General features: G+C 59.5%; 29 protein-coding genes and 1 tRNA gene. 11 read left to right on the top strand and 19 right to left on the bottom strand.

Annotation, left to right across the window (positions count from 1 at the left end; all coding sequences use genetic code 11):
- The first annotated feature begins 51 nt into the window (after nt 1-51).
- From lolA to cysG, 5 genes are read left to right on the top strand one after another with little or no spacing between them, the layout of a single operon-like run.
- Complete coding sequence (gene lolA, locus ACRESH_RS00470) at nt 52-675, top strand: outer membrane lipoprotein chaperone LolA (protein ID WP_431740087.1); 624 nt, start codon at nt 52-54, stop codon at nt 673-675.
- 18 nt (nt 676-693) lie between these two features.
- Nucleotides 694-2019, top strand: coding sequence for a replication-associated recombination protein A (locus ACRESH_RS00465; protein WP_431740086.1), 1326 nt, complete (start codon nt 694-696; stop codon nt 2017-2019).
- The gene (crcB, locus tag ACRESH_RS00460) at nt 2016-2390 is read left to right on the top strand and encodes a fluoride efflux transporter CrcB (protein ID WP_431740085.1); all 375 of its coding nucleotides are present in this window, start codon (nt 2016-2018) and stop codon (nt 2388-2390) included. The genes ACRESH_RS00465 and crcB overlap by 4 nt, the downstream gene beginning before the upstream one ends.
- A gap of 17 nt (nt 2391-2407) precedes the next feature.
- A complete protein-coding gene (serS, locus tag ACRESH_RS00455) occupies nt 2408-3688 on the top strand; it encodes a serine--tRNA ligase (protein ID WP_431740084.1) in 1281 nt (426 codons plus the stop codon).
- Complete coding sequence (gene cysG, locus ACRESH_RS00450) at nt 3689-5077, top strand: siroheme synthase CysG (RefSeq protein WP_431740083.1); 1389 nt, start codon at nt 3689-3691, stop codon at nt 5075-5077.
- 97 nt (nt 5078-5174) lie between these two features.
- On the opposite strand, the gene ACRESH_RS00445 is transcribed toward cysG, so the two are convergent.
- From ACRESH_RS00445 to ACRESH_RS00410, 8 genes are all read right to left on the bottom strand, one after another.
- Nucleotides 5175-6143 (bottom strand): glutathione S-transferase family protein, encoded by a 969-nt coding sequence (locus tag ACRESH_RS00445; protein ID WP_431740082.1) that lies wholly within the window; start codon nt 6141-6143, stop codon nt 5175-5177.
- Between the two features lie 110 nt (nt 6144-6253).
- Nucleotides 6254-7249, bottom strand: a complete 996-nt coding sequence (locus ACRESH_RS00440; RefSeq protein WP_431740081.1) for a glycosyl transferase family protein — start codon at nt 7247-7249, stop codon at nt 6254-6256.
- Complete coding sequence (locus ACRESH_RS00435; protein ID WP_431740080.1) at nt 7246-7581, bottom strand: TusE/DsrC/DsvC family sulfur relay protein; 336 nt, start codon at nt 7579-7581, stop codon at nt 7246-7248. The genes ACRESH_RS00440 and ACRESH_RS00435 overlap by 4 nt, the downstream gene beginning before the upstream one ends.
- Complete coding sequence (tusB, locus tag ACRESH_RS00430) at nt 7578-7877, bottom strand: sulfurtransferase complex subunit TusB (protein ID WP_431740079.1); 300 nt, start codon at nt 7875-7877, stop codon at nt 7578-7580. Before tusB ends, ACRESH_RS00435 begins: the two co-directional genes overlap by 4 nt.
- Entirely contained in the window at nt 7877-8236 is a 360-nt protein-coding gene (gene tusC / locus ACRESH_RS00425) for a sulfurtransferase complex subunit TusC (protein ID WP_431740078.1), read from the bottom strand. The genes tusB and tusC overlap by 1 nt, the downstream gene beginning before the upstream one ends.
- 1 nt (nt 8237) lies before the next feature.
- Nucleotides 8238-8630, bottom strand: coding sequence for a sulfurtransferase complex subunit TusD (gene tusD / locus ACRESH_RS00420; RefSeq protein ID WP_431740077.1), 393 nt, complete (start codon nt 8628-8630; stop codon nt 8238-8240).
- Between the two features lie 123 nt (nt 8631-8753).
- The gene (locus ACRESH_RS00415) at nt 8754-10133 is read right to left on the bottom strand and encodes a nucleobase:cation symporter-2 family protein (RefSeq protein WP_431740076.1); all 1380 of its coding nucleotides are present in this window, start codon (nt 10131-10133) and stop codon (nt 8754-8756) included.
- Nucleotides 10134-10291: 158 nt separating this feature from the next.
- The gene (locus ACRESH_RS00410; RefSeq protein WP_400171834.1) at nt 10292-10963 is read right to left on the bottom strand and encodes a Bax inhibitor-1/YccA family protein; all 672 of its coding nucleotides are present in this window, start codon (nt 10961-10963) and stop codon (nt 10292-10294) included.
- Nucleotides 10964-11084: 121 nt separating this feature from the next.
- Here ACRESH_RS00410 and ACRESH_RS00405 point away from each other — a divergent pair.
- Nucleotides 11085-11172 (top strand) — tRNA-Ser (locus ACRESH_RS00405).
- A 111-nt stretch (nt 11173-11283) separates the two neighbouring features.
- Here the strand turns inward: ACRESH_RS00405 and ACRESH_RS00400 are convergent.
- Complete coding sequence (locus tag ACRESH_RS00400) at nt 11284-12345, bottom strand: tyrosine-type recombinase/integrase (protein WP_431740075.1); 1062 nt, start codon at nt 12343-12345, stop codon at nt 11284-11286.
- A gap of 1 nt (nt 12346) precedes the next feature.
- A complete protein-coding gene (locus ACRESH_RS00395) occupies nt 12347-12589 on the bottom strand; it encodes a DUF4224 domain-containing protein (protein ID WP_431740074.1) in 243 nt (80 codons plus the stop codon).
- 99 nt (nt 12590-12688) lie between these two features.
- On the opposite strand from ACRESH_RS00395, the gene ACRESH_RS00390 reads away from it, so the two are divergent.
- Complete coding sequence (locus ACRESH_RS00390) at nt 12689-13189, top strand: hypothetical protein (RefSeq protein WP_431740073.1); 501 nt, start codon at nt 12689-12691, stop codon at nt 13187-13189.
- 39 nt (nt 13190-13228) lie between these two features.
- Here the strand turns inward: ACRESH_RS00390 and ACRESH_RS00385 are convergent, their stop codons facing one another.
- The 4 genes from ACRESH_RS00385 to ACRESH_RS00370 are packed head-to-tail and all read right to left on the bottom strand — an operon-like array spanning nt 13229 to nt 14524.
- Nucleotides 13229-13669: a hypothetical protein gene (locus ACRESH_RS00385; RefSeq protein ID WP_431740072.1), complete on the bottom strand. Its 441-nt coding sequence runs from the start codon at nt 13667-13669 to the stop codon at nt 13229-13231.
- A complete protein-coding gene (locus ACRESH_RS00380) occupies nt 13666-13914 on the bottom strand; it encodes a hypothetical protein (protein ID WP_431740071.1) in 249 nt (82 codons plus the stop codon). Before ACRESH_RS00380 ends, ACRESH_RS00385 begins: the two co-directional genes overlap by 4 nt.
- Nucleotides 13911-14234 (bottom strand): hypothetical protein, encoded by a 324-nt coding sequence (locus tag ACRESH_RS00375; protein ID WP_431740070.1) that lies wholly within the window; start codon nt 14232-14234, stop codon nt 13911-13913. The genes ACRESH_RS00380 and ACRESH_RS00375 overlap by 4 nt, the downstream gene beginning before the upstream one ends.
- Nucleotides 14231-14524 (bottom strand): hypothetical protein, encoded by a 294-nt coding sequence (locus ACRESH_RS00370; protein WP_431740069.1) that lies wholly within the window; start codon nt 14522-14524, stop codon nt 14231-14233. Before ACRESH_RS00370 ends, ACRESH_RS00375 begins: the two co-directional genes overlap by 4 nt.
- 145 nt (nt 14525-14669) lie before the next feature.
- On the opposite strand from ACRESH_RS00370, the gene ACRESH_RS00365 reads away from it, so the two are divergent.
- Entirely contained in the window at nt 14670-14951 is a 282-nt protein-coding gene (locus ACRESH_RS00365; protein ID WP_431740068.1) for a hypothetical protein, read from the top strand.
- A 74-nt stretch (nt 14952-15025) separates the two neighbouring features.
- Here the strand turns inward: ACRESH_RS00365 and ACRESH_RS00360 are convergent, their stop codons facing one another.
- Nucleotides 15026-15535: a hypothetical protein gene (locus ACRESH_RS00360; protein WP_431740067.1), complete on the bottom strand. Its 510-nt coding sequence runs from the start codon at nt 15533-15535 to the stop codon at nt 15026-15028.
- 47 nt (nt 15536-15582) lie between these two features.
- On the opposite strand from ACRESH_RS00360, the gene ACRESH_RS00355 reads away from it, so the two are divergent.
- Nucleotides 15583-16230 carry an SLATT domain-containing protein gene (locus tag ACRESH_RS00355; protein WP_431740066.1) on the top strand — a complete coding sequence of 216 codons (648 nt, stop codon included), beginning with the start codon at nt 15583-15585 and terminating at the stop codon, nt 16228-16230.
- Here the strand turns inward: ACRESH_RS00355 and ACRESH_RS00350 are convergent.
- Nucleotides 16227-17096 carry a hypothetical protein gene (locus ACRESH_RS00350; RefSeq protein WP_431740065.1) on the bottom strand — a complete coding sequence of 290 codons (870 nt, stop codon included), beginning with the start codon at nt 17094-17096 and terminating at the stop codon, nt 16227-16229. The genes ACRESH_RS00355 and ACRESH_RS00350 overlap by 4 nt on opposite strands.
- A gap of 96 nt (nt 17097-17192) precedes the next feature.
- Here ACRESH_RS00350 and ACRESH_RS00345 point away from each other — a divergent pair, with 96 nt between their 5' ends.
- On the top strand, nt 17193-17381 hold the full coding sequence (locus tag ACRESH_RS00345; RefSeq protein WP_431740064.1) for a hypothetical protein: 189 nt from the start codon (nt 17193-17195) through the stop codon (nt 17379-17381).
- Nucleotides 17382-17416: 35 nt separating this feature from the next.
- Here ACRESH_RS00345 and ACRESH_RS00340 read toward each other — a convergent pair whose 3' ends face one another.
- Together ACRESH_RS00340 and ACRESH_RS00335 are read right to left on the bottom strand one after the other, a co-directional pair.
- On the bottom strand, nt 17417-17830 hold the full coding sequence (locus ACRESH_RS00340) for a hypothetical protein (protein WP_431740063.1): 414 nt from the start codon (nt 17828-17830) through the stop codon (nt 17417-17419).
- Between the two features lie 14 nt (nt 17831-17844).
- Entirely contained in the window at nt 17845-18441 is a 597-nt protein-coding gene (locus ACRESH_RS00335; RefSeq protein ID WP_431740062.1) for a hypothetical protein, read from the bottom strand.
- Here ACRESH_RS00335 and ACRESH_RS00330 point away from each other — a divergent pair.
- Nucleotides 18430-19326: a DUF4145 domain-containing protein gene (locus ACRESH_RS00330; RefSeq protein WP_431740061.1), complete on the top strand. Its 897-nt coding sequence runs from the start codon at nt 18430-18432 to the stop codon at nt 19324-19326. The genes ACRESH_RS00335 and ACRESH_RS00330 overlap by 12 nt on opposite strands.
- A 119-nt stretch (nt 19327-19445) precedes the next feature.
- Here the strand turns inward: ACRESH_RS00330 and ACRESH_RS00325 are convergent, their stop codons facing one another.
- On the bottom strand, nt 19446-20012 hold the full coding sequence (locus ACRESH_RS00325; protein ID WP_431740060.1) for a hypothetical protein: 567 nt from the start codon (nt 20010-20012) through the stop codon (nt 19446-19448).
- Nucleotides 20013-20245: the final 233 nt, after the last annotated feature.

Below are 20245 nucleotides of genomic sequence, written 5' to 3'. Positions count from 1 at the left end.
CCTGTGGCCAGTGACGGCCACGGGCCCATTCATACTGCAACGAGGATTTCCATGCGCCTGATTCGCATGCTGTTGGTTTCCGCTATGGCCCTGTCCAGCGCTTCGGTATTTGCCGGCGAGCAGGATGTGGCGCGCTTGACCCAGTTGCTGGAAAAATCCAGAACCATCGAGGCCCGATTCTCCCAGCTGACCCTGGATGCCAGTGGCACCAGTCTTCAGGAAACGGCGGGGCAGATGTCGGTGCAGCGTCCTGGCCTGTTCTACTGGCACACTGATGCACCGCAGGAGCAGGTGGTAGTCTCGGATGGCAAGACGGTCACCCTGTGGGACCCGGACCTGGAGCAGGCGACCATCAAGAAGCTTGACCAGCGCCTGACCGAGACCCCGGCACTGCTGCTGTCCGGCGATGTATCGAAGATCAGCCAGAGCTTCGATATCACTTCCAAGGAGCAGGGCGACGTCATGGATTTCACCCTCAAGCCGAAAACCAAGGACACTCTGTTCGACTCTTTGCGTCTTTCGTTCCGCAAAGGCCTGGTCAATGACATGCAGCTGATCGACAGCGTCGGCCAGCGTACTAACATCCTGTTTACCGGGGTTAAAGCCAACGTGGCAATCCCGGCGAGCAAGTTCAAGTTTGATATCCCGAAAGGCGCGGATGTCATTTCCGAGTAAGAGGTAGTAGCGCCGTCCATGGACCTGTTTCGTAGTGACCCCGTAGCCCAGCCCCTGGCCGCGCGCTTGCGTCCGGCCAACCTGGACGAGTACGTCGGCCAGGAGCACCTGCTGGCCCGCGGCAAGCCGCTGCGCGAGGCACTGGAGCAGGGTGCGCTGCACTCGATGATCTTCTGGGGCCCGCCCGGGGTCGGCAAGACCACCCTGGCGCGGCTGCTGGCGCAGTTTTGTGACGCCCACTTCGAGACCGTTTCGGCGGTGCTGGCCGGGGTCAAGGAAATCCGCCACGCGGTGGAAATCGCCAAGCAGCAGGCCGGGCAGTACGGGCGGCGCACGATCTTGTTCGTTGATGAAGTGCACCGCTTCAACAAGTCCCAGCAGGATGCCTTCCTGCCCTATGTTGAAGACGGCACGCTGATTTTCATCGGTGCTACTACTGAAAACCCATCGTTCGAGCTCAATAACGCGCTGCTGTCGCGGGCGCGGGTCTATGTGCTCAAAAGCCTCGACGAGCCGGCGCTGCACAAGCTGGTGCAGCGGGCCCTGACTGAAGAGCGCGGCTTGGGCAAGCGCCAACTGCGTCTGGGCGACGACGCCTTCAAGATGCTCATGGCCGCCGCCGATGGCGATGGTCGGCGCATGCTCAACCTGCTGGAAAACGCTTCTGACCTGGCCGAAGACGGCAGCGAAATCGGCGTCGAGTTGCTGCAGAGCCTGCTCGGTGACAGTCGCCGTCGTTTCGACAAGGGTGGTGAGGCCTTCTACGACCAGATTTCGGCGCTGCACAAGTCGGTGCGCGGCTCCAATCCCGACGGCGCGTTGTACTGGTTTGCACGCATGCTCGACGGCGGTTGCGACCCGCTGTACATCGCCCGGCGCGTGGTGCGCATGGCCAGCGAAGACATCGGTAACGCCGACCCCCGCGCCCTCAGTCTGTGCCTGGCGGCCTGGGACGTTCAAGAGCGTCTGGGCAGCCCCGAAGGCGAGCTGGCAGTGGCTCAGGCCATCACCTACCTGGCCTGCGCGCCGAAAAGTAACGCGGTGTACATGGGCTTCAAGACTGCCCTGCGCGAAGCCGGCGAGCATGGTTCGCTGGAAGTGCCGCTGCACCTGCGCAATGCGCCGACCAAGCTGATGAAGCAATTAGGCTATGGCGACGAGTATCGCTACGCCCACGACGAACCGGATGCTTACGCCGCTGGCGAAGACTATTTCCCCGACAACCTTGAACCACGCCAGTACTACCAGCCGGTGCCTCGCGGCCTGGAACTGAAGATCGGCGAGAAGCTCAAGTACCTGGCCGAACTCGACCGCAACAGCCCGCGGCAGCGGAGAAAACCGTGATTGCCGTGATCGCCGCGGTCAGCGCGGGAGGCATTGCCGGGACCTTGCTGCGCTTTGCCACGGCCAATTGGGTCAATGCCCACTGGCCACGCCACTTCTATCTCGGTACGCTGGCGGTCAATCTGATTGGCTGCCTGCTGATCGGCCTGCTATACGGGTTGTTTCTACATCGCCCGCTGGTGCCGGTCGAACTGCGTGCGGGCTTGATCGTCGGTTTTCTCGGCGGTCTGACGACTTTTTCATCCTTTTCACTGGATACCCTGCGCCTGCTCGAAAGCGGACAGGCGCCGCTGGCCTTCGGTTATGCCGGGCTCAGCGTATTTGGCGGGCTGCTCGCAACCTGGGCCGGCCTGTCTTTGACCAAATTCTGAACCAACGAGAGAACGATATGCTCGATTCCAAACTGTTACGCGGCCAACTTCAGGAAGTGGCGGACCGCCTGGCCTCCCGTGGCTTCAGCCTGGATGTCGCGCGCATCGAGGCACTGGAAGAACGCCGCAAGGTGGTGCAGACCCGTACCGAACAACTGCAGGCCGAGCGTAACGCCCGTTCCAAGTCCATCGGCCAGGCCAAGGCCCGTGGCGAAGACATCGCGCCGCTGATGGCCGATGTCGAGCGCATGGCCAATGAACTGGCCAGCGGCAAGGTCGAGCTGGACGGCATTCAGGCCGAGCTGGACTCGATCCTGCTGGAAATTCCTAACCTGCCGGACGAAAGCGTGCCAGTCGGCGCCGATGAAGATCACAACGTTGAAGTACGCCGCTGGGGCACCCCGCGCAACTTCGACTTCGAGATCAAGGACCACGTTGCCCTCGGCGAGTTGAGCGGCGGCCTGGATTTTGAAACCGCAGCCAAACTGTCGGGCGCCCGTTTCGCCCTGCTGCGTGGCCCGATCGCGCGCCTGCACCGCGCCCTGTCGCAGTTCATGATCAATCTGCACACCAGCGAGCATGGCTACGAAGAAGCCTACACCCCGTACCTGGTACAAGCCCCGGCGCTGCAAGGCACCGGTCAGTTGCCCAAGTTCGAGGAAGACCTGTTCAAGATCAGCCGCGACGGCGAGGCCGACTTCTACCTGATCCCGACAGCCGAAGTGTCGCTGACCAACATCGTTGCCGGCGAGATCCTCGATGCCAAGCAACTGCCGGTCAAGTTCGTCGCTCACACTCCGTGCTTTCGCAGTGAAGCCGGTGCCTCGGGCCGTGATACCCGCGGCATGATCCGCCAGCACCAGTTCGACAAGGTCGAGATGGTCCAGATCGTCGAACCGGGCAAGTCCATGCAAGCCCTGGAAGGCCTGACGGCCAACGCCGAGCGCGTGTTGCAGGCCCTGGAGCTGCCATACCGGGTATTGGCGCTGTGCACTGGCGACATGGGTTTCAGCGCGGTCAAGACCTACGACCTGGAAGTCTGGGTGCCAAGCCAGGACAAGTACCGCGAGATCTCCTCGTGCTCCAACTGTGGTGACTTCCAGGCGCGCCGCATGCAGGCACGCTGGCGCAACCCGGAAACCGGCAAGCCGGAGCTGGTCCACACCCTCAACGGTTCGGGCCTGGCGGTGGGTCGCACCTTGGTGGCGGTGCTGGAAAACTACCAGCAGGCCGACGGTTCGATCCGTGTACCGGAGGTGCTCAAGCCGTACATGGGTGGCCTGGAGGTCATCGGTTAAATGGAATTCCTGCCGCTGTTCCACAAACTGCGCGGCAGCCGTGTGCTGGTTGTCGGCGGAGGCGAGATTGCCCTGCGCAAGTCGCGTCTGCTGGCCGATGCCGGGGCGGTGCTACGGGTGGTCGCGCCCGAGATCGAAGTGCAACTGGCCGAGCTTGTCCGGCACAGCGGTGGTGAAATTTTCAGCCGTGGCTATCAACCGGGCGACCTCGACGGTTGCCAGCTGATTATTGCCGCCACCGACGACCAGGCGCTCAACGCCCAGGTCTCGGCGGATGCTCATCAGCGTTGCGTACCGGTCAATGTGGTCGATGCGCCGGCCCTGTGTTCAGTGATCTTCCCGGCCATTGTCGACCGTTCACCTTTGGTCGTGGCAGTGTCCAGCGGCGGCGATGCGCCGGTACTGGCGCGGCTGATCCGGGCCAAGCTGGAAACCTGGATTCCGGCCGCTTATGGCGAGCTGGCCGGGCTGGGTGCGCGCTTTCGCGACAAGGTCAAGGCACTCTATCCGGACGTCAATCAGCGTCGCGGCTTCTGGGAAGATGTGTTCCAGGGCCCGATCGCCGAGCGGCAACTGGCCGGGCAGGGCGCTGAAGCCGAGCGCTTGCTGCAGGCCAAGATCGACGGTGCCAGCTATCAGGCGCCAGGTGAGGTGTATCTGGTCGGTGCGGGCCCGGGTGATCCGGACCTGCTGACCTTCCGCGCCTTGCGCTTGATGCAGCAGGCCGACGTGGTGCTCTACGACCGTCTGGTCGCGCCAGCGATCATCGAGTTGTGCCGCCGTGATGCCGAGCGCATCTACGTCGGCAAGCGTCGCGCTGACCACGCCGTGCCGCAGGATCAGATCAACCAGCTACTGGTCACCCTGGCGCGTCAGGGCAAGCGCGTGTTGCGCCTCAAGGGCGGTGATCCGTTCATCTTCGGCCGTGGTGGCGAAGAGATCGAGGAGTTGGCCGAGCAGGGCATACCTTTCCAGGTGGTGCCAGGTATCACCGCAGCAAGCGGTTGCTCGGCGTATGCCGGGATTCCGCTGACCCATCGTGATTACGCCCAGTCGGTGCGCTTTGTCACCGGCCACCTCAAGGACGGCACCAGCAACCTGCCTTGGGATGATCTGGTGGCACCGGCGCAGACCCTGGTGTTCTACATGGGCCTGGTTGGCTTGCCGACCATCTGTGCCGAGCTGATTCGCCACGGTCGCGCCGCTGATACGCCGGCAGCGCTGGTCCAGCAGGGCACCACGCCGAACCAGCGGGTGTTCACCGGTACGCTGGCTGACCTGCCGGCGCTGGTGGCCGAGCATGAAGTCCATGCACCGACTTTGGTGATCGTCGGCGAAGTGGTTCAGTTGCGCGAAAAGCTGGCCTGGTTCGAAGGTTCTCAAGGCTGAAAAGCATCGCGGGCAATGCCTGCTTCTGCAGGGTTGTGCATCACGCCAACCATTGTAGGAGCCGGCCTTGCCGGCGATGAGGCCAGCAAGTACTACCTCAAACCTCGGTCTTGATCCAGATCCCTTTCCCTGCCAGCCTCTCCCGATCATGCCCCAGCGCAAAGCCCTGCAACGGCCCTTTAGGCACAATCCCGTTCGGATTAATGGTCTTGTGGCTCATGTAATAGTGCTTCTGGATATGCTCGAAGTTCACCGTCTCGGCTACCCCCGGCCACTGATACAGCTCCCGTAGCCAGTTCGACAGATTCGGATAATCGGCCAGGCGTCGCAGGTTGCACTTGAAGTGCCCGTGGTACACCGCATCGAAACGAATCAGCGTGGTGAACAGTCGCCAGTCCGCTTCGGTCAGGTATTCACCGGCCAGATAGCGTCGTTCGTCCAGATGCTGTTCCAGGCAGTCGAGCTCGGCAAACACTTGATCAAACGCCTGCTCGTACGCCTGCTGCGAGGTGGCAAAGCCTGCGCGGTACACACCGTTGTTTACTGCCGGGTAGATCCGCTCGTTGAGCGCATCAATCTCGGCTTGCAGTGGCTCGGGGTAGAGGTCCAGGCAATTGCCGGTCAAGTCGTCGAAAGCGCGGTTGAAGATGCGGATGATCTCCGCCGACTCGTTGTTGACGATGCGCTGTTCCTGCTTGTCCCACAGCACCGGTACGGTGACGCGACCGCTATAGTGCGGGTCGTCGCGGGTGTAGCGCTGATGCAGAAAGTCCAGGTGTTCGACCTTGTCGCCTGTAGATCCCTGGCTCTGTTCGAAGGTCCAGCCGTTTTCGCCCATCAGCCAGCTGACCACTGACACGTCGATCAGGCTTTCCAGGCCCTTGAGCTTGCGAAAGATCAGGGTGCGGTGGGCCCAGGGACAGGCCAGTGATACATACAGGTGATAGCGCCCAGCCTCGGCAGCCGGCAGTTGATTGTGTCGCTGGGTGCTTTCGCGCTGGAACGCGCCGTCTTTACTGCTCTGATACCACTGGTCATGCCAGCGTCCGTCGATCAACAGGCCCATGCTGAGCTCCTTGGCGATTCGTTCGAGTATAGAGTTCAGTGTACGGGCTGGAGTTCGAACGAATAGCGCAAAGTCTGCGTCTGTGTAATCGATTTTATTGATGGGTTCTCTTACGCCTGACGCTGATCCCAGTAACGTTGCGCCTGTAAAAAGGCGTCATCGCGGTTGCGACCTAGCCCGCGCAAGGCCAAGGCCATGGTCGCAACCACGGCGAGCTCACCATAACTGTCGCGGGCTTCACCGTGCCACACGCTCAGCAGATGCCCAGGATCAAGGCTTGCCGGTTTGACATGGCGCTGGGCTGCCAGGGCTGGCCATTCTTCGTCCCACTCAATGCCGTCCGCTGTGCCATACAGGTGGCTGCTGGTGTCCGGGTTGATCTCGATTTCGCCGCCATCGCCCTTGACCACGATAGCAGTGTCGCCGAGCAGCCGGCTGGCTTCGCGATGCACCGCCTGGTAGCCCGGGTGGAAGATGCTTTGCAGGCCGCAGCGTGCGCCCAGCGGATTGAGCACCCGGGCCAGGGAGTGGATGGGCGAGCGCAGGCCCAGGGTATTGCGCAGGTCGATCATCCGTTGCAGATGCGGTGCCCAATCCTGCAGCGGGATAAACGCCAGCTGATGGTTGTCCAGCGCCTGTGCCACAGCAGCCCAGTCACGGCAGAGGGGGATCTGCAGCGGTTCGAGCACCTGTTCGGTAAACAGTCGTCCTGCGGTATGAGCGCCGCCGCCATGCAACAGAATGCGCACGCCGTTGGCGGCCAGGCACTTGGCGGCCAGCAGGTACCAGGGCAGGTGGCGTTTCTTGCCGGCATAGCTCGGCCAGTCGAGGTCTACCGCAATCTGCGGCGCGTGCAAGCGCTGACGCAACGCCTCGGTGAAACCGGCCAGTTCCTCGGGGCTTTCTTCCTTGTGGCGCAGCAGCATCAGGAAGGCGCCCAGCTGGGTTTCCTCGACTTTGCCGTCGAGCAGCATACCCATGGCTTCACGGGCTTCCTCATGGTTCAGGCTGCGGGCACCACGCTTGCCCTTGCCAAGGATGCGCACGAACTGGGCAAAGGGATGTTCGGCCGGGGTTTCGGTGATCAGCGGGCGAGGGTCGGTCATATGCAATTGGTCGGCTTCGGCAGGCCCGCAAGCTTCGCGGCGAGTTTGGCGGGAGTGCCTTTGAACAGGCGGTTCAGGTGCATGCTGTTGCCTTTTTCCGGGCCCAGCTTGAGTGCGGTGTACTTGATCAGCGGGCGGGTCGCCGGTGACAGCTCGAACTCCTGGTAGAACGCACGCAACAGCGTCAGTACTTCCCAGTGTTCGGGGGTCAGTTCCAGCTGCTCGTGGGCGGCGAGGGCGGTAGCGACCTCGTCGGACCAGTCACTGAGTTCCACCAGGTAGCCATCCTTGTCCAAGGCGATGCTGCGCTCGCCGACAGTCAGGGTGCTCATAGCCAGCTGTTGACCTTGTCGTAGTCCAGCGACAGGGCGACAAAGGCCGGGTAGTCGATGACCTGAGTGTTGTCGCCTGCGCTGATAGCGCGTGCTTGCAGGTCCTCTTCAAGGGCGAACAGGCGACCTTGCAGGTTGCTTGCATGCAGGCTGGCCAGCGGTGCGCTGCCGGGCTGCAGGGCATACACCGCATCACCGCAGAGCAACAGGCCATCCTCGTTGCCGAGCAGACGCAGGCAGCTGCTCAGGCGATTGTCGCCGAAGGGCGAGTGGGAAATTACGTGCAAGGTGCTCATCAAAGGGTTACCACCTGGTCGAAACGGTCGATCAGCGCGGCCAGCGCGGCGTCATCCAGCACCTGCACGGGCAGGCTCAGGGTCTCCACGGCCAGGCCACGCTCCTGCAGGCTGCTGCGGGCGGCAAACAGCTCTTCGACACCGAACATCGGCAGGGCCTGCAGATTGGCGGCCAGGTTCTTCTGTTGCAACTGAGCGGGTTGCTGCCCGGGCGCGAGCTGGAACACTCCGTCATCGAGAAACAGCATGCCCAGCGGCAGATCGAAGGCGCCACCGGCCAAGGCAATATCCAGCGCTTCGCGGGCCGACGGACCGGCCCAGGGCGCCTGACGGCTGATAATCAGCAAGGACTTGGCCATCTCAATCGCCTCCAAAGCAGATCAACCGGTCGGCGTTTTGCGCGCCATCATGCAACTGGCCAAGGCCGGACAGCTCCCATGGCGCCGGCAGGTTTACCGCCGGGCGCTGATAGCGTTGGGCTTCTTCGGCATTGAGCACGCCACGGCGCAAGGCAGCGGCGATGCACACCACGGCGTCGAGCTGCTGCTCACTGACGAACGCGCGCCACTCGGCGGACAGGTCCAGTTCATCCTGGGGCGTGACCACATTGCCTGAGGCGCTGTACACACCGTCCTGATAGAAGAACAACCGGACAATCTGGTGTCCGCTGGCCAGCACCGCCTGGGCAAAGCGCAGGGCGCGGCGCGAGGAGGGCGCATGGGCCGGAGAAAAAACCGCAATGGCGAACTTCATGGAAGGCTCATTCAGCAAAACTGCGCCAATAATAAAGCAAAAAGCCCGCAACGGCTGCGGGCTTCTGTTTTGTGGGTGGCGCTCTGGTAGGAGCGGGCTTGCCCCGCGATTACCCCAACCTACTCAAACCTTCTCTTTATGCTCCGGCAAGAACCAGTTCAGCACCAAGGCACAAATCCCCCCGGTCGCCACACCCGACTCCAGCACATTGCGCAGCGCCGACGGCATATGCGCAAGGAACTCCGGCACCTGCGCCACGCCCAGGCCCAACGCCAGCGACACAGCAATAATCAGCAGCGCCCGGCGATCCAGGCTGATGCTGGCCAGAATGTTGATCCCCGAAGCTGCCACCGCACCGAACATCACCATCGCCGCACCGCCGAGCACCGGCTCCGGTACCGCCTGGATCACCCCGGCAACACTCGGGAACAGGCCGAGGATCACCAGCATGGCCGCGATCCATACCCCGATATGACGGCTGGCGATACCGGTCAGCTGAATCACTCCGTTGTTCTGGGCAAAGACCGAGCTTGGGAAGGTATTGAACACCCCGGCCAGCAGCGAATTGGCGCCATTGACCAACACGCCGCCCTTGATCCGTTGCATCCACAGCGGGCCTTCGACCGGTTGGCGCGAGACCTTGCTGGTAGCGGTGACGTCACCAATGGCTTCCAGGGAAGTCACCAGGTAGATCACCAGCATCGGAATGAACAGCGCCCAGGAGAAGCCCAGGCCGAAATGCAGCGGCATCGGCACCTGGAACAGTTCGGCTTCGTGCATGCCGGTGAAGTTCAGGCGACCCAGGTAGCCGGCCAGGGCGTAACCCACGGCCAGGGCAATGACAATAGCGCAGCTGCGCATCCACACCACAGGGATACGGTTGAGCACCACAATAATGGCCAGCACCACCCCCGACAGCAGCAGGTTCTCGCCATTGGCGAAGGTGCCGTTGCTCATGGCAGCAAAACCACCGCCCATGCTGATCAGGCCGACCTTGATCAGCGTCAGGCCGATCATCAACACCACGATACCGGTCACCAGCGGGGTGATCAGGCGTTTGACGAACGGCAGAATGCGCGAAATGCCCATTTCGACGAAAGAGCCGGCGATGACCACGCCGAAAATCGCCGCCATTACCGCTTCAACCGGCGTACCTTGCTTGACCATCAGCGCGCCACCGGCGATCAACGGTCCGACAAAGTTGAAACTGGTGCCCTGGACAATCAGCAGCCCGGCGCCGAATGGCCCGAAGCGCCGGCACTGGACAAAGGTAGCGATCCCGGAAATCACCAGCGACATCGACACAATCAGGTTGGTGTCCCGTGGCGAAACCCCCAGTGCCTGACAGATCAGCAGGCCCGGCGTCACGATCGGCACAATGATCGCCAGCAAATGCTGAAGTGCTGCCAGCATCGCGATCAGTGGCCGCGGCCGGTCTTCAAGGCCGAGGACCAGTTCATTGGCCTGCGCGGGTGCGCCGGGTCCTTGCTCGATTGAACTCATGGGAGTGCTGCCCCGGAAGAAAAAAGGAGCGCATTCTACGTGCTATTGCAGGGTGCAGGAAGCCGCGATGCACTTGGAACGGGCGTGCCCCGCGAAAAATCATCAGCCATGAAAAAGCCCGCCGAAGCGGGCTTTTTCACAAACTACCAAGCATTTGATCAGTCATCCCGACCCATCAAGCCGAACAGTTGCAGCAGGCTGACGAACAGGTTGTAGATCGAAACATACAGGCTGACGGTTGCCATGATGTAGTTACGCTCGCCACCGTGAATGATCGCGCTGGTCTGGAACAGGATGCAGACCGACGAGAACAGCACGAAACCGGCGCTGATCGCCAGCTGCAGGCCGCTGATCTGGAAGAACAGGCTGGCCAGCACCGCGCCCATCAGGACGAAGAAGCCGGCGGTGATGAAACCGCCGAGGAAACTCATGTCCTTGCGGGTGATCAGCACATAGGCCGACAGGCCACCGAACACCAGCGCGGTCATGGCGAAGGCCGAACTGACCACCTCGGCGCCACCGGCCATGCCCAGGTAACGGTTGAGGATAGGGCCGAGGATGAAGCCCATGAAACCGGTGAGGGCGAAGGTAGACACCAGGCCCCAGGCCGAATCACGCAGTTTGTTGGTGAGGAAGAACAGGCCATAGAAGCCGATCAGCACCACGAAGATGTTCGGGTAACCGACGCGCATTTGTTGCGCCACGAAGGCCATCAGGCCACTGAAGGCGAGGGTGATGGCCAACAGACCGTACGTATTACGCAGGACCCGGCTGACCTCTTGCTGCTCGACCTGCTGGCCGTGATTGACGGCGTAATCCTGTTCGCGCATGGCGACACTCCTGTGGGTTTGAAACGTTCAGATGCAAAGATCATAACAGAGGACTGCAACCCAGCTATACAGAGAGTTTGACAGCTTGTTTCATTTCGGTATTATGACGCCCGCAATACGAGGAAGCGTGGCCGAGTGGTTTAAGGCAACGGTCTTGAAAACCGTCGATGGGCAACTATCCTAGAGTTCGAATCTCTACGCTTCCGCCACTTTCAAAGCCCTGATTATTCAGGGCTTTTTGCGTTTCTGGGGTATGGAAAAACCACCCATGGGAACACCCTTGGGAATGGTTTATTTTGTCAGCGCTGACAAAACTTCGGCTACTTAGTGGGCTTCGCCAGTGCTCCTACGCGCCGGTAAACCCGTTCAGTGATGTCGCCTTTTGTGTGTCCAAGCAACAGGCTGGCGTGCTCCACATCAGTGATTTCCGATGCGGCCTTGGGGCGTATGTCACGGAACTGGAACTGACTGATGCGGCCGGCCAGGACCTGGTCGCCGGAGGCTGTCGCTTCCTTCACAGCCTCCTCCCGGGCATCATCCCAGCGCCGCCGAAGCATCGACGCTGTCACTCGTAGCCCGCCATCCGTCAGGATCAGGTACGGTGATGTGTGTGCTTCGTTTCTCTTCAGGATCTCCCCGATGAGGACGCCAAGACCGCTTTCCGCTCCGTCCACTTCAAGCATGATCCGCAGCTTCTTGTGGGTCTTCTTCTGCGTCACGCCGAGAGCGTTGTCCTCGATGTCGTCCTTCCTCATCACCAGTACGTCCGCTGGACGCTGGCCCGTCAGATACGCCAAATCCATGGCCACCCTCAATTCATCCACCGCTTTGGCATACACAGCTTTCCAGACCGAATCGTTTGCATAGAAGTCGCGCGGCTTCTCCTTATTCTTGCGCACACCCTGGCACGGGTTTTCCTTAGTAGAGAGGCCCCACTCGCGCGCCATGTTGTAGATGTGGGATAGAAGGGCGATCTCCCTGTTCGCCCGGACAGGTGCCGATCGGGCATCCCTGTACTGGGCGACAAGCGACGGCGTGATGGCGTCTATAGGGGCTCCATCGAAGAAAGGCCGAAGTTGGCGAAGCTCCGCCAGGTTGTCTTTCTGCGTGCGCGGTGCCTTCTTGGGGATGATGTCTCGTTCATATCGATCGAAGACCGACTTCATTTGAAGGAGATCGCGCGGCTTCTCCTTGGCTTCCAACTCGGCCCACTTCAGCCTGGCCAAGTTCAGGTCGGTGCCCAGGGGGATTGGCTTGCCTGACTTGTCCAGGTAGATGTAACTGATCCACTCTTTTTTCGGGTTCTTCTTGCTTTTGCTGCTGCGCTTGCGCCGGTACATGCCCGGCGGCAAGTCCCTGTTTTCGTTCTTCCGGGGGCGCATATCACCTAACCTTCGAAATATCAGGCGTCCATGCCGGTACCGGCAGAGGCGGGGGTGCTACTGGCAGCACTTGAAGGGTGATGCCTAGCTTCATTCGGGCGTACTGCCGGCCAACCAGAGGGCGGCCACCACGGCTTTCGACGAAGTGCCATTGGCGCTCTTCAAGCCAGCGGCGCTGGTAGCCCCTGGCCTTGTAGCCGGTCAGCTCGGCCAGTTCTTTCTCCGAGAGAATTTCGGTTTCCATGGGATAGGCTCCACGCCGCGCATGGCGGCAGAGGTGGATGGATAGTTAAATTGGGGAAGGGTAAGCTGCGGCTTTTCGCCATCCGGGAAGGACGTCTGAATGTCCAAGTCGATTAAATGGGCCGGCATTGCGCTCTTAGTTGCGGTGCTTGCTGGTTGCGGTAGCCAAAGGCTGGCCTACACACCGTCTGGATCGCACATAGCGGACAGAGCCCATGCCGTGGAGGTGATTGAGCAAGCCTTCTTCGAGGACTACAGCAAGAAGTCCCGCCCGCAATCGGTCTTGGTCACAGACAAGGTCATAATTCTTTCGGACGGCGTCATTTCTCAGGGCAGCAGTGTCGGTTCTGCAGTTCCAATTGGATCTGGCGCTCTCGCAGTAGGAAACAGCACGGTTGTCACACGGGAAGCCAGTCGCCGCATTTATCTCAACTCGATAGGCGAAGTGACGCTCTACCAGAAGCGCGGTCGAAGTAACCGATTCGTGGTGATAGTTCGCGCCATTGATGGCAGCCCCCTTGCCTCGATCAGAACGTTCAGTCTCGACCGGGCCAAGCAGTTCTCCGACGCCATCACATACGTCAAGGTCCCCTCCAAATGAACCGAGCCCTGTAGAGCGGGGCGGCGATGGGTAGGAGGATCATGGCGTGATTTCCTGCATTGCAGCGTCGACAGCGGCGTCTATGGATACTTTGCCATCGGCGACATATACCTCTCCGCCGAGGATGCGCTCTACGGCGCACGGCAGTTTGGTGATGCCGAACCTGTCGCACAGCCAACGGTACCGCTCGGCATCCTTGCGCAATGCCCCATTCTCGGCCTTGAACTGGTCAGCCAGATGCCAGGGCGTCCAGTAACCGTCCTCCATCGGTACCGCCAGTGGGCTGCTTGGTCCATTCCAGCGAAGACCGTATCGGGGTAGGCCATCGCCTTCCGGTGGGCGGGGTGGGGGCACAGGCTGAAGGCCCTGCAGCCGTTCGATTTCCGCAAGCAAGGCTAGGACTACATCAGGCGGCAAGCTCATGTCCGTGAATCCCGTCGCATCCTCAGCCAGAGCCTTCAGCTTCTCCTTATCGATCACAGCGAATACCTCTCTTCATTCCAGCGCACTGGTGCCTTTGCAGGGGTAAGGGTGTCTTGTTCGTGCGGGGAGAGCTGGCGCTCGTTGCCGGCCTGCAGTTGGCTGTCGGGGATACAGCTGATGCCGACCCCGTTCAGCAGGTAGCAGGTGACGCCGCGTTGGCTGTCGTGCTGCACGTCGATGACGTTCTCGGTTGCGCTGGCGCCGGTGGCCAGCATCAGGAAGCAGAGGGCGAGGCGGGTCATGGCCGCACCTCGCGTAACTGTTTGTAATAGTCTCCGGCAGGCCCTGCGTGGCGCAGGGCATCCGTCACGTTCATCCAGCCAAGGCTTTTGGCGAGCGCCCAAACCTCGCCATAGAGCTCTGCCTTACGGCTCTCCATGTCCTTCCTATGCGCCTCATGGTGAGCGGCCAATGCCTTGATACAGCGCTTGCAGGTGACCATGCCTTCCTTGGTCGTGAAGTCGCCCTCGATCAGGCTGGTGCCGCAGAAAACGTACTCGTCGCCGTCTTCTTGTGGTGCGCCCGATCCACCGTAGGTGAAGTGTGTTTTCCGCCTATTCATGGTTTCACCTCTCCGCTGTAGCGCTCGTAGCCGTCGCCATACTCGTAGCAGTACGTTGCTGGCCAACATCCACGAGTGCCCTCGGGGACCAGGTTGTACATGCGGTCATAAGTGCCACGGCCTGGGGTTGTCTTGATCCAGACATGGACGGGGCCGCCAAGTGGCCAGCCTGGATACCGTTTGATGGCGGCGGCCATGAACTGATCAAGGTCGTGATGACCCTTGCTCATAACGATGTAGGTGTCTTCGCCAACGCTCTGCACGTCGAGCGGATGCTGTTTTGCAGGCATGCAGGTTCCTTGGCCGCCATATCGCGGCAATAAATAGAGGGGGTAGGGGTAGAGCCTGATCGGGACCCGTTCATCAGTTGAGTTGGGTAAGTAACCGATCTGAAGGTCTAAATTTCTTGTTGGAGAAGTAAATCTGGAGGTAGTTATGCGAACCAGAGGACAAAAATACTGGGACTGGGCAGATGTCCATCTCCATTGCAGAACTCACGAGGAGGCGCTTTCCGACGGCACCACCTTTGATATACAGGCTCGACTGTCGAGGACAGGTGCCACACAAATGTTTATTGGCGTTTACGCTGCATCTGGCGATGCTATCCGCGAAGAGGTCTATGCCAAACGCCCAGGAGAAAACATCACGCGGGCACTGGCTTGGGGCGTAGAGCGGGCAAGGCATATAGCCTCTAAAGGCACATCAGCTGCAGCGTAAGGCTGCCGTTAGACGCTGATAGGGCTGGCCGAGTGTCAGCCCTACCGCACGCGGAGTACAAATGTACTCCTTGGTCATTCAGCCGGCTTGAACTCGACCGCTGGTGTCAGCTTGCGGGCGTAGTCGAGCAGGCTCTTCGACCAATCCTGCCCAACGCCATCATCGAAGGCGAAGAGCATGCCGCCCAGCGCTCGGCGCAACTCCTCAACTTCCGGATCACGCGCAGCGAACGCCTTGGCACCCTGGTCGGCCATGTCACCGGCGCTGAAGCCGTCGGAGGTTGGTGGGTGGAGGTAGAGAGGCTTGGTAATAGGCCATTCATCTCGAGCCCAGTCTTCCGCAAGGCTTGGATCTTGCGTGTAATCTTCGATGCAGTCGTTCTCTTCGCGCACCCAAAGATATGGCGAAACCTGCTCGCCCTGGTGCTGGGCGGCTGGCGCATCAAGCAGGCCCTGCCAGAACTCAGCATGAGGCGAGGGGTAGGGATGAGCCTGGTACTGCAGCAGCTTCACCAGGCGCTCGACTTCATCGCGCGGCACGCTGACCATCTGTTCGGTGTTGCTGGATCGGTTTTCTGTGGGCATGGGGATACCTCGCGGATATCATGCGGGCCTGGGAAAGGAGGGGCGAAATGGCACAATCAGATAGCTTTAAAAATCTGTATAAAAAAATGGATGCAACATCTAAAACGAGGTTTCATGCTGCGCGCAGGCTGAAGCTGCATGCGAAGCTTTCTACTTACACCGTCGTTGTTTTATCTCTTGTGCTGATACTTGTATCTCTGATGCAGGCGTACGATTTAGGAGTGAACATCAAAAAGAAGGAAGTTGTACTACTCCAGGTGTTCGCTTCGATAGCGGTGTTGGTGTACTCGCTTCTTATGGAGAAAAACGATTTTTCCAGTCGCTCAGAAAAAATGTATTCCTGCGCATCAAAACTTGGTGAATTGAAGCAAAAATCGCATCCGAAGGCTAATGACGATGAGTTCGATAAGACTACCTACGATTCTTGCTGGAAGGAGTATCACGACGTTTTAAAACTTTATGAGACGCACTCTAGCAACGACTTTAGAGGCGACTACCTAAGAGCCAAGCTGGAGATGCCAGAGCATTACCCAATTGAGGGTCGAGCGAAATTTTTCGCAAGCGCAAAGGTTTGGTTTCTGTACCTGCTAGATTTTTTGGCTTACCCCGTAGTTGCTGCTGTGCTTGTAGCAGCGCTTTATTGGGTCTGGATTGGTTTCAGTTCAGCTCCGATCACGCCACTCGTTGGCGGCTAATCACCGCAGAAGCAGTCAATATCTTCCGCCAGGTAGTCGAAATCGAAGTCCGTTTGCCTGGAGCGCTGGTCTGCTGACCAGGCCAATGCCCGATAATTGGGGCGGTCCTGCCGGAATACTTGGCCGAACCGCTCTTCGGTGCCAGACCACCAGATCACCCTTGAAGGGTCTTCCTGGATGGTCCTGATCAGCTTGGCCTCGTTCTTCTTCCAGCACAGGTCGCAATTGCCGTAGTCCGAATCCATGCCCAGGTCGAAAGGCTGTTCGGCCCAGAAAGCCGCCACGTCTTCCTTGATGATGCCAGCGACGTACGATGGGCAGACGCTGTCCCATCGCGCATTGCCGCGCTCGTTGGCGGTCATCATCCGGCTGTAGCGGCGGGGCTCGTCGTAGCGGATGCCGACTATACAGTCCCACTCGTCGTAGCCCAGGGCTCGCATGTGCTTTTCGCCGATCTTCACCTTCAGGTAGGCGGTGCACATGTTGTTGCTGAAGTTCGGCAGAACCGCTGGCAGGTTCTTCTCAGTCCTCCGGTATGCCTGGTAGTACTCAAGCATCATCGTGAATGGCTCGCCGTTGCGGCTGGCCGTCTCGAAATCCACGATCTTGTACCAGGGCGCGTCGTCCGGCTGGCCGTACACCCGGCACCACTCCATCCAGACGATGTTGACGCCCCAGTGCTTGGTCATGGCGTCGATGAAGCCCAGCGTCTCCTCCCGTTCCTTGCCGGTGTTCTGGAAGAAGGCGTGCACGTCTGCCGGTAGCTTGCCGCCGTGGGCCTCCAGAATTTTCCAGAGCATGTGTCCACTTGTGCGGCCACCACTGACGCCGATCTGCGCCGGCCCAGTGATCTGGTAGGGGTTCATGGCAATCTCCATTGCAGGCGCCGCCCTCGCCGGGGTGGCGTGATTCATAAAAGAGGGCTATCAATTGATGTCCAAGCATCCGGACTGGAGCCCGACATGACCCTGCAAAGCGATACAGAAGCACTTGCAGCAATCGAGGAAGAGGCCGAGAGAATGTTGGAGCAGCTTGGCGTTCCAGATGACAAGCAGAAGCGTGAGGTGGTTATCGGCCTGCGGCAGATCATTGCCATTGCTCGGTACAGGTCAGACTTGGACTTGAGCGAGGAAGACCTACGAAAAGGCTGAAGTCGATCCTGGCGCTGGCTGTCAGCGCGAGAAGGTCAGGCCGCGCGAACCCTGAAGGTCAGCATGGCCGTGGCATCGTCGTTAAAGCACTCGGCCAGCTCTTGATAGGCCCGGTACTTGGCCTGGCTGCGTGTAGCCGCCCATACGCGCCGCACGTAATGACGCGCATCGCCGAGCATGTACTTCACGTCATCCCAGTCATACATTCCGTTGGTAAGCACTTCGAACTGCTTCAGCGGCAGCTCTTCGGCCATTTCGCCGTACTGCATCTCCCAGGTTGGGTGGTAGTTGCGGATGCGCTTCTTCGGGTCACTGTCGAGAATGACGCCTATGTATTGGCCGCGATCGGCGATGATCACGCCGGGCTCACCGTTGGCGATCACCCGACGCCCAATCTCGGCCGGTACGTCGTAATGGCGGCGAACGTATTCGCAGTTGTAGTTGCTCATGGATCGCTCCTTGATCAGGCGGTGACGCGCTCGCCGATGACGGCAGTGCTATAGGTGACCTCGTAGTTCAGGGTCAGCTCGAAGCGGCCTCCGCATACGTCGCAGGTCATTTCCTGGTCTCTGTGGTCTTCCGATTCCAAGTGAATGGCCGTCGCGCAGTGCGGGCATTTGCACTCGTCCTGATATTCGAAGTCCGAGTCGCCGAACTCCGATTCGGCAAACTTGGCCAGGGCCTCCGCCTTGGTTGCAGCGTCGATGCGATCCTGGCAAGGCTTGCAGGTGAAGCCTTCGGAATGTCCCCAGGGCGTCTCGGTGAGCTTCGAACGATGGGTTCCGCAGTGGTGACAGGCGTTGTGATTGTCGCAGACGATGTAGCTCCACTTTCCCGTCGTGCCGTTGCACTTGTTGCAGCCCGAAATCCAGTACCAGGCGCCGTCGATGCGCTCGGCGTACAGGCCTTTTTCCGGCGGCTCAAGCTTCACTTCCGGCAAGCCGTTGCGGTGCGGCCGGTCGTGATTCTTGCCGTTCCAGATGTTGGTGTGGCCGGAGCGGGTGCGCTCTGTCCATTCGCCAGGGATCTCGGCGATTCGGATCTTAGTGTGCTTATCCATGGCTTTCTCCATGCATGCGCCGCACTCCTTGGATGGATGCGGCATGGTGGCAATTTGGTGGGTGGTTGTGGTTTATTAGCCAACTTATTAGGTCAACATAAGGGAATGAATAGAATGAAGATGGAAAGGAATGCCCTGCTTTATGCATTTAGGATAAATCAAATCCCAGCCTATATTTGCCCACATTGTCGCGGGGGAAGATTGAAGCTGGAAGGTGAGTTTGAAAGTGAAGAAACTGAAGAATCTAAGAAGGATCAAGAGCAAGGATGGGATCCAGATCTAGTTGTTCTGAGGTTTAGCTGTAAGTTGAAGTGTCCTATTTGTTTGGAAATTGTTTTCTTGATCGGTTCTGGCGGTGTTGAGCGAGAGCATGAGGTGGATGATAATGGGGAGTGGAATGCTTTAGACGTTACTTATTTTGATCCGAAGTTTTTTTACCCGGCTCTCAGTATTGCTAATTGTCCTGATAGAACACCCTATCGAGTGAAGGAACAGGTCGATGCGGCTGGCGCACTATATTTTTCTCATCCAGATTCTTGCTGCAATAGTATTCGCGCAGCTGCGGAAGAGATATTAACGGATTTAGGTGTCGATGTTCTTGATGATAAAGGAGGTTTTATTTCCTTCGCTAAGCGAATACAGGGACTTCCGAGCGAAAGGGAAAGCGTTGTTGCATTGTTTCACGCAATTAGGTGGCTTGGGAATTATGGAAGTCATCCCGGTTCAGGCTTGCAGCGTTCGCATGCGCTCGATGCTTTCGATATTTTAGATCTATTGTTGGAGGAGCTATACAGTGATAGAAAATTGAAAACTCAAGAGTTAGCAAAACGCATTAATGACGCCAAAGGACCTTTCGGGCATTTAAGAGCGGCAGTAACAGAATAGTTTACGCTACGTCAGGTTTCGGCCTAACCACTTCAACGCCAGGGTCGCGCCTCAGCTCGCCCACACCTGCTGCTTCGAATTGGTACGCCAGCTTTCGTGATATCTCAAAAGCTGGCGCGTCAGGTTGAAGCCACAAGCAGTAGCAGGCCTTTGTCGTCCGGGTCACTGCCCAGCCAGATGTCTGGCGCGCGGAGCTGGCGCTGCATTCGCCATTCATCCAGGGTGCGCGCCACAGAATTGCTGATTGCGAATTTGTGGCGCGGCGGCAAAGCAAACAGCGTGAGGGACTGGATCGGCCCGAGAGCATGTACCCGCTCGATCAGAACGCGGATGATGAAGCTTCGGTCGGCAGCGTTGATCCATTCGCCCATCGAATCCAGCGCCTGAACAGTGCCGCGACGCGCCATGAGCCGGATCTCGACTCGATTTGCTGGCGCATGCTGGTCACTTTCGATTTCCAGGTGGGCGCCGGCGGCGAAGAATGGAAATTTCGACCTTCCGAGCGAGTGCGCGTTGTAGATCAGTAGGGTTAGCGCCTCACCACTCTCCTCAATCTCGGCCCAGGCCATCAGATCGGAAAGCTGTCTGGCGTGTGACACGCCAAGCTTCAGCCTCAGGTCTTGCTCCCCCAGTAGAGCTGCCTTCTCGCGCCGACGCTCGTCGCGCTCCTGCGGCGTCATCGCCATACACCACCTCCTTCAATCCGCTGGGCGGCGAGTGAACCTGTGCCCGGCGCCGGTGACGCTGCAGGGCCGTTCGTTTGGGTTTCATAGGTGAGCTCCATATCCATGTCGTGCCAGCCCGCATTCCACCACCCGCCGTCTACGGTCATGTTTCCGTAGGGCTGGGAGAGGCGGCACTTTCCGTCTTGGCGGCAGGCCCGGCCCTGGTAGTAGGCCGTGGGGTAGAGCAGGCGGAG

Origin of the sequence: Pseudomonas sp., from assembly GCF_050739775.1 — a bacterium.
Taxonomy (GTDB): domain Bacteria; phylum Pseudomonadota; class Gammaproteobacteria; order Pseudomonadales; family Pseudomonadaceae; genus Aquipseudomonas.
Note: the sequence above shows the minus strand (reverse complement) of the source record. Positions and strands in the feature narration are given on the sequence as shown.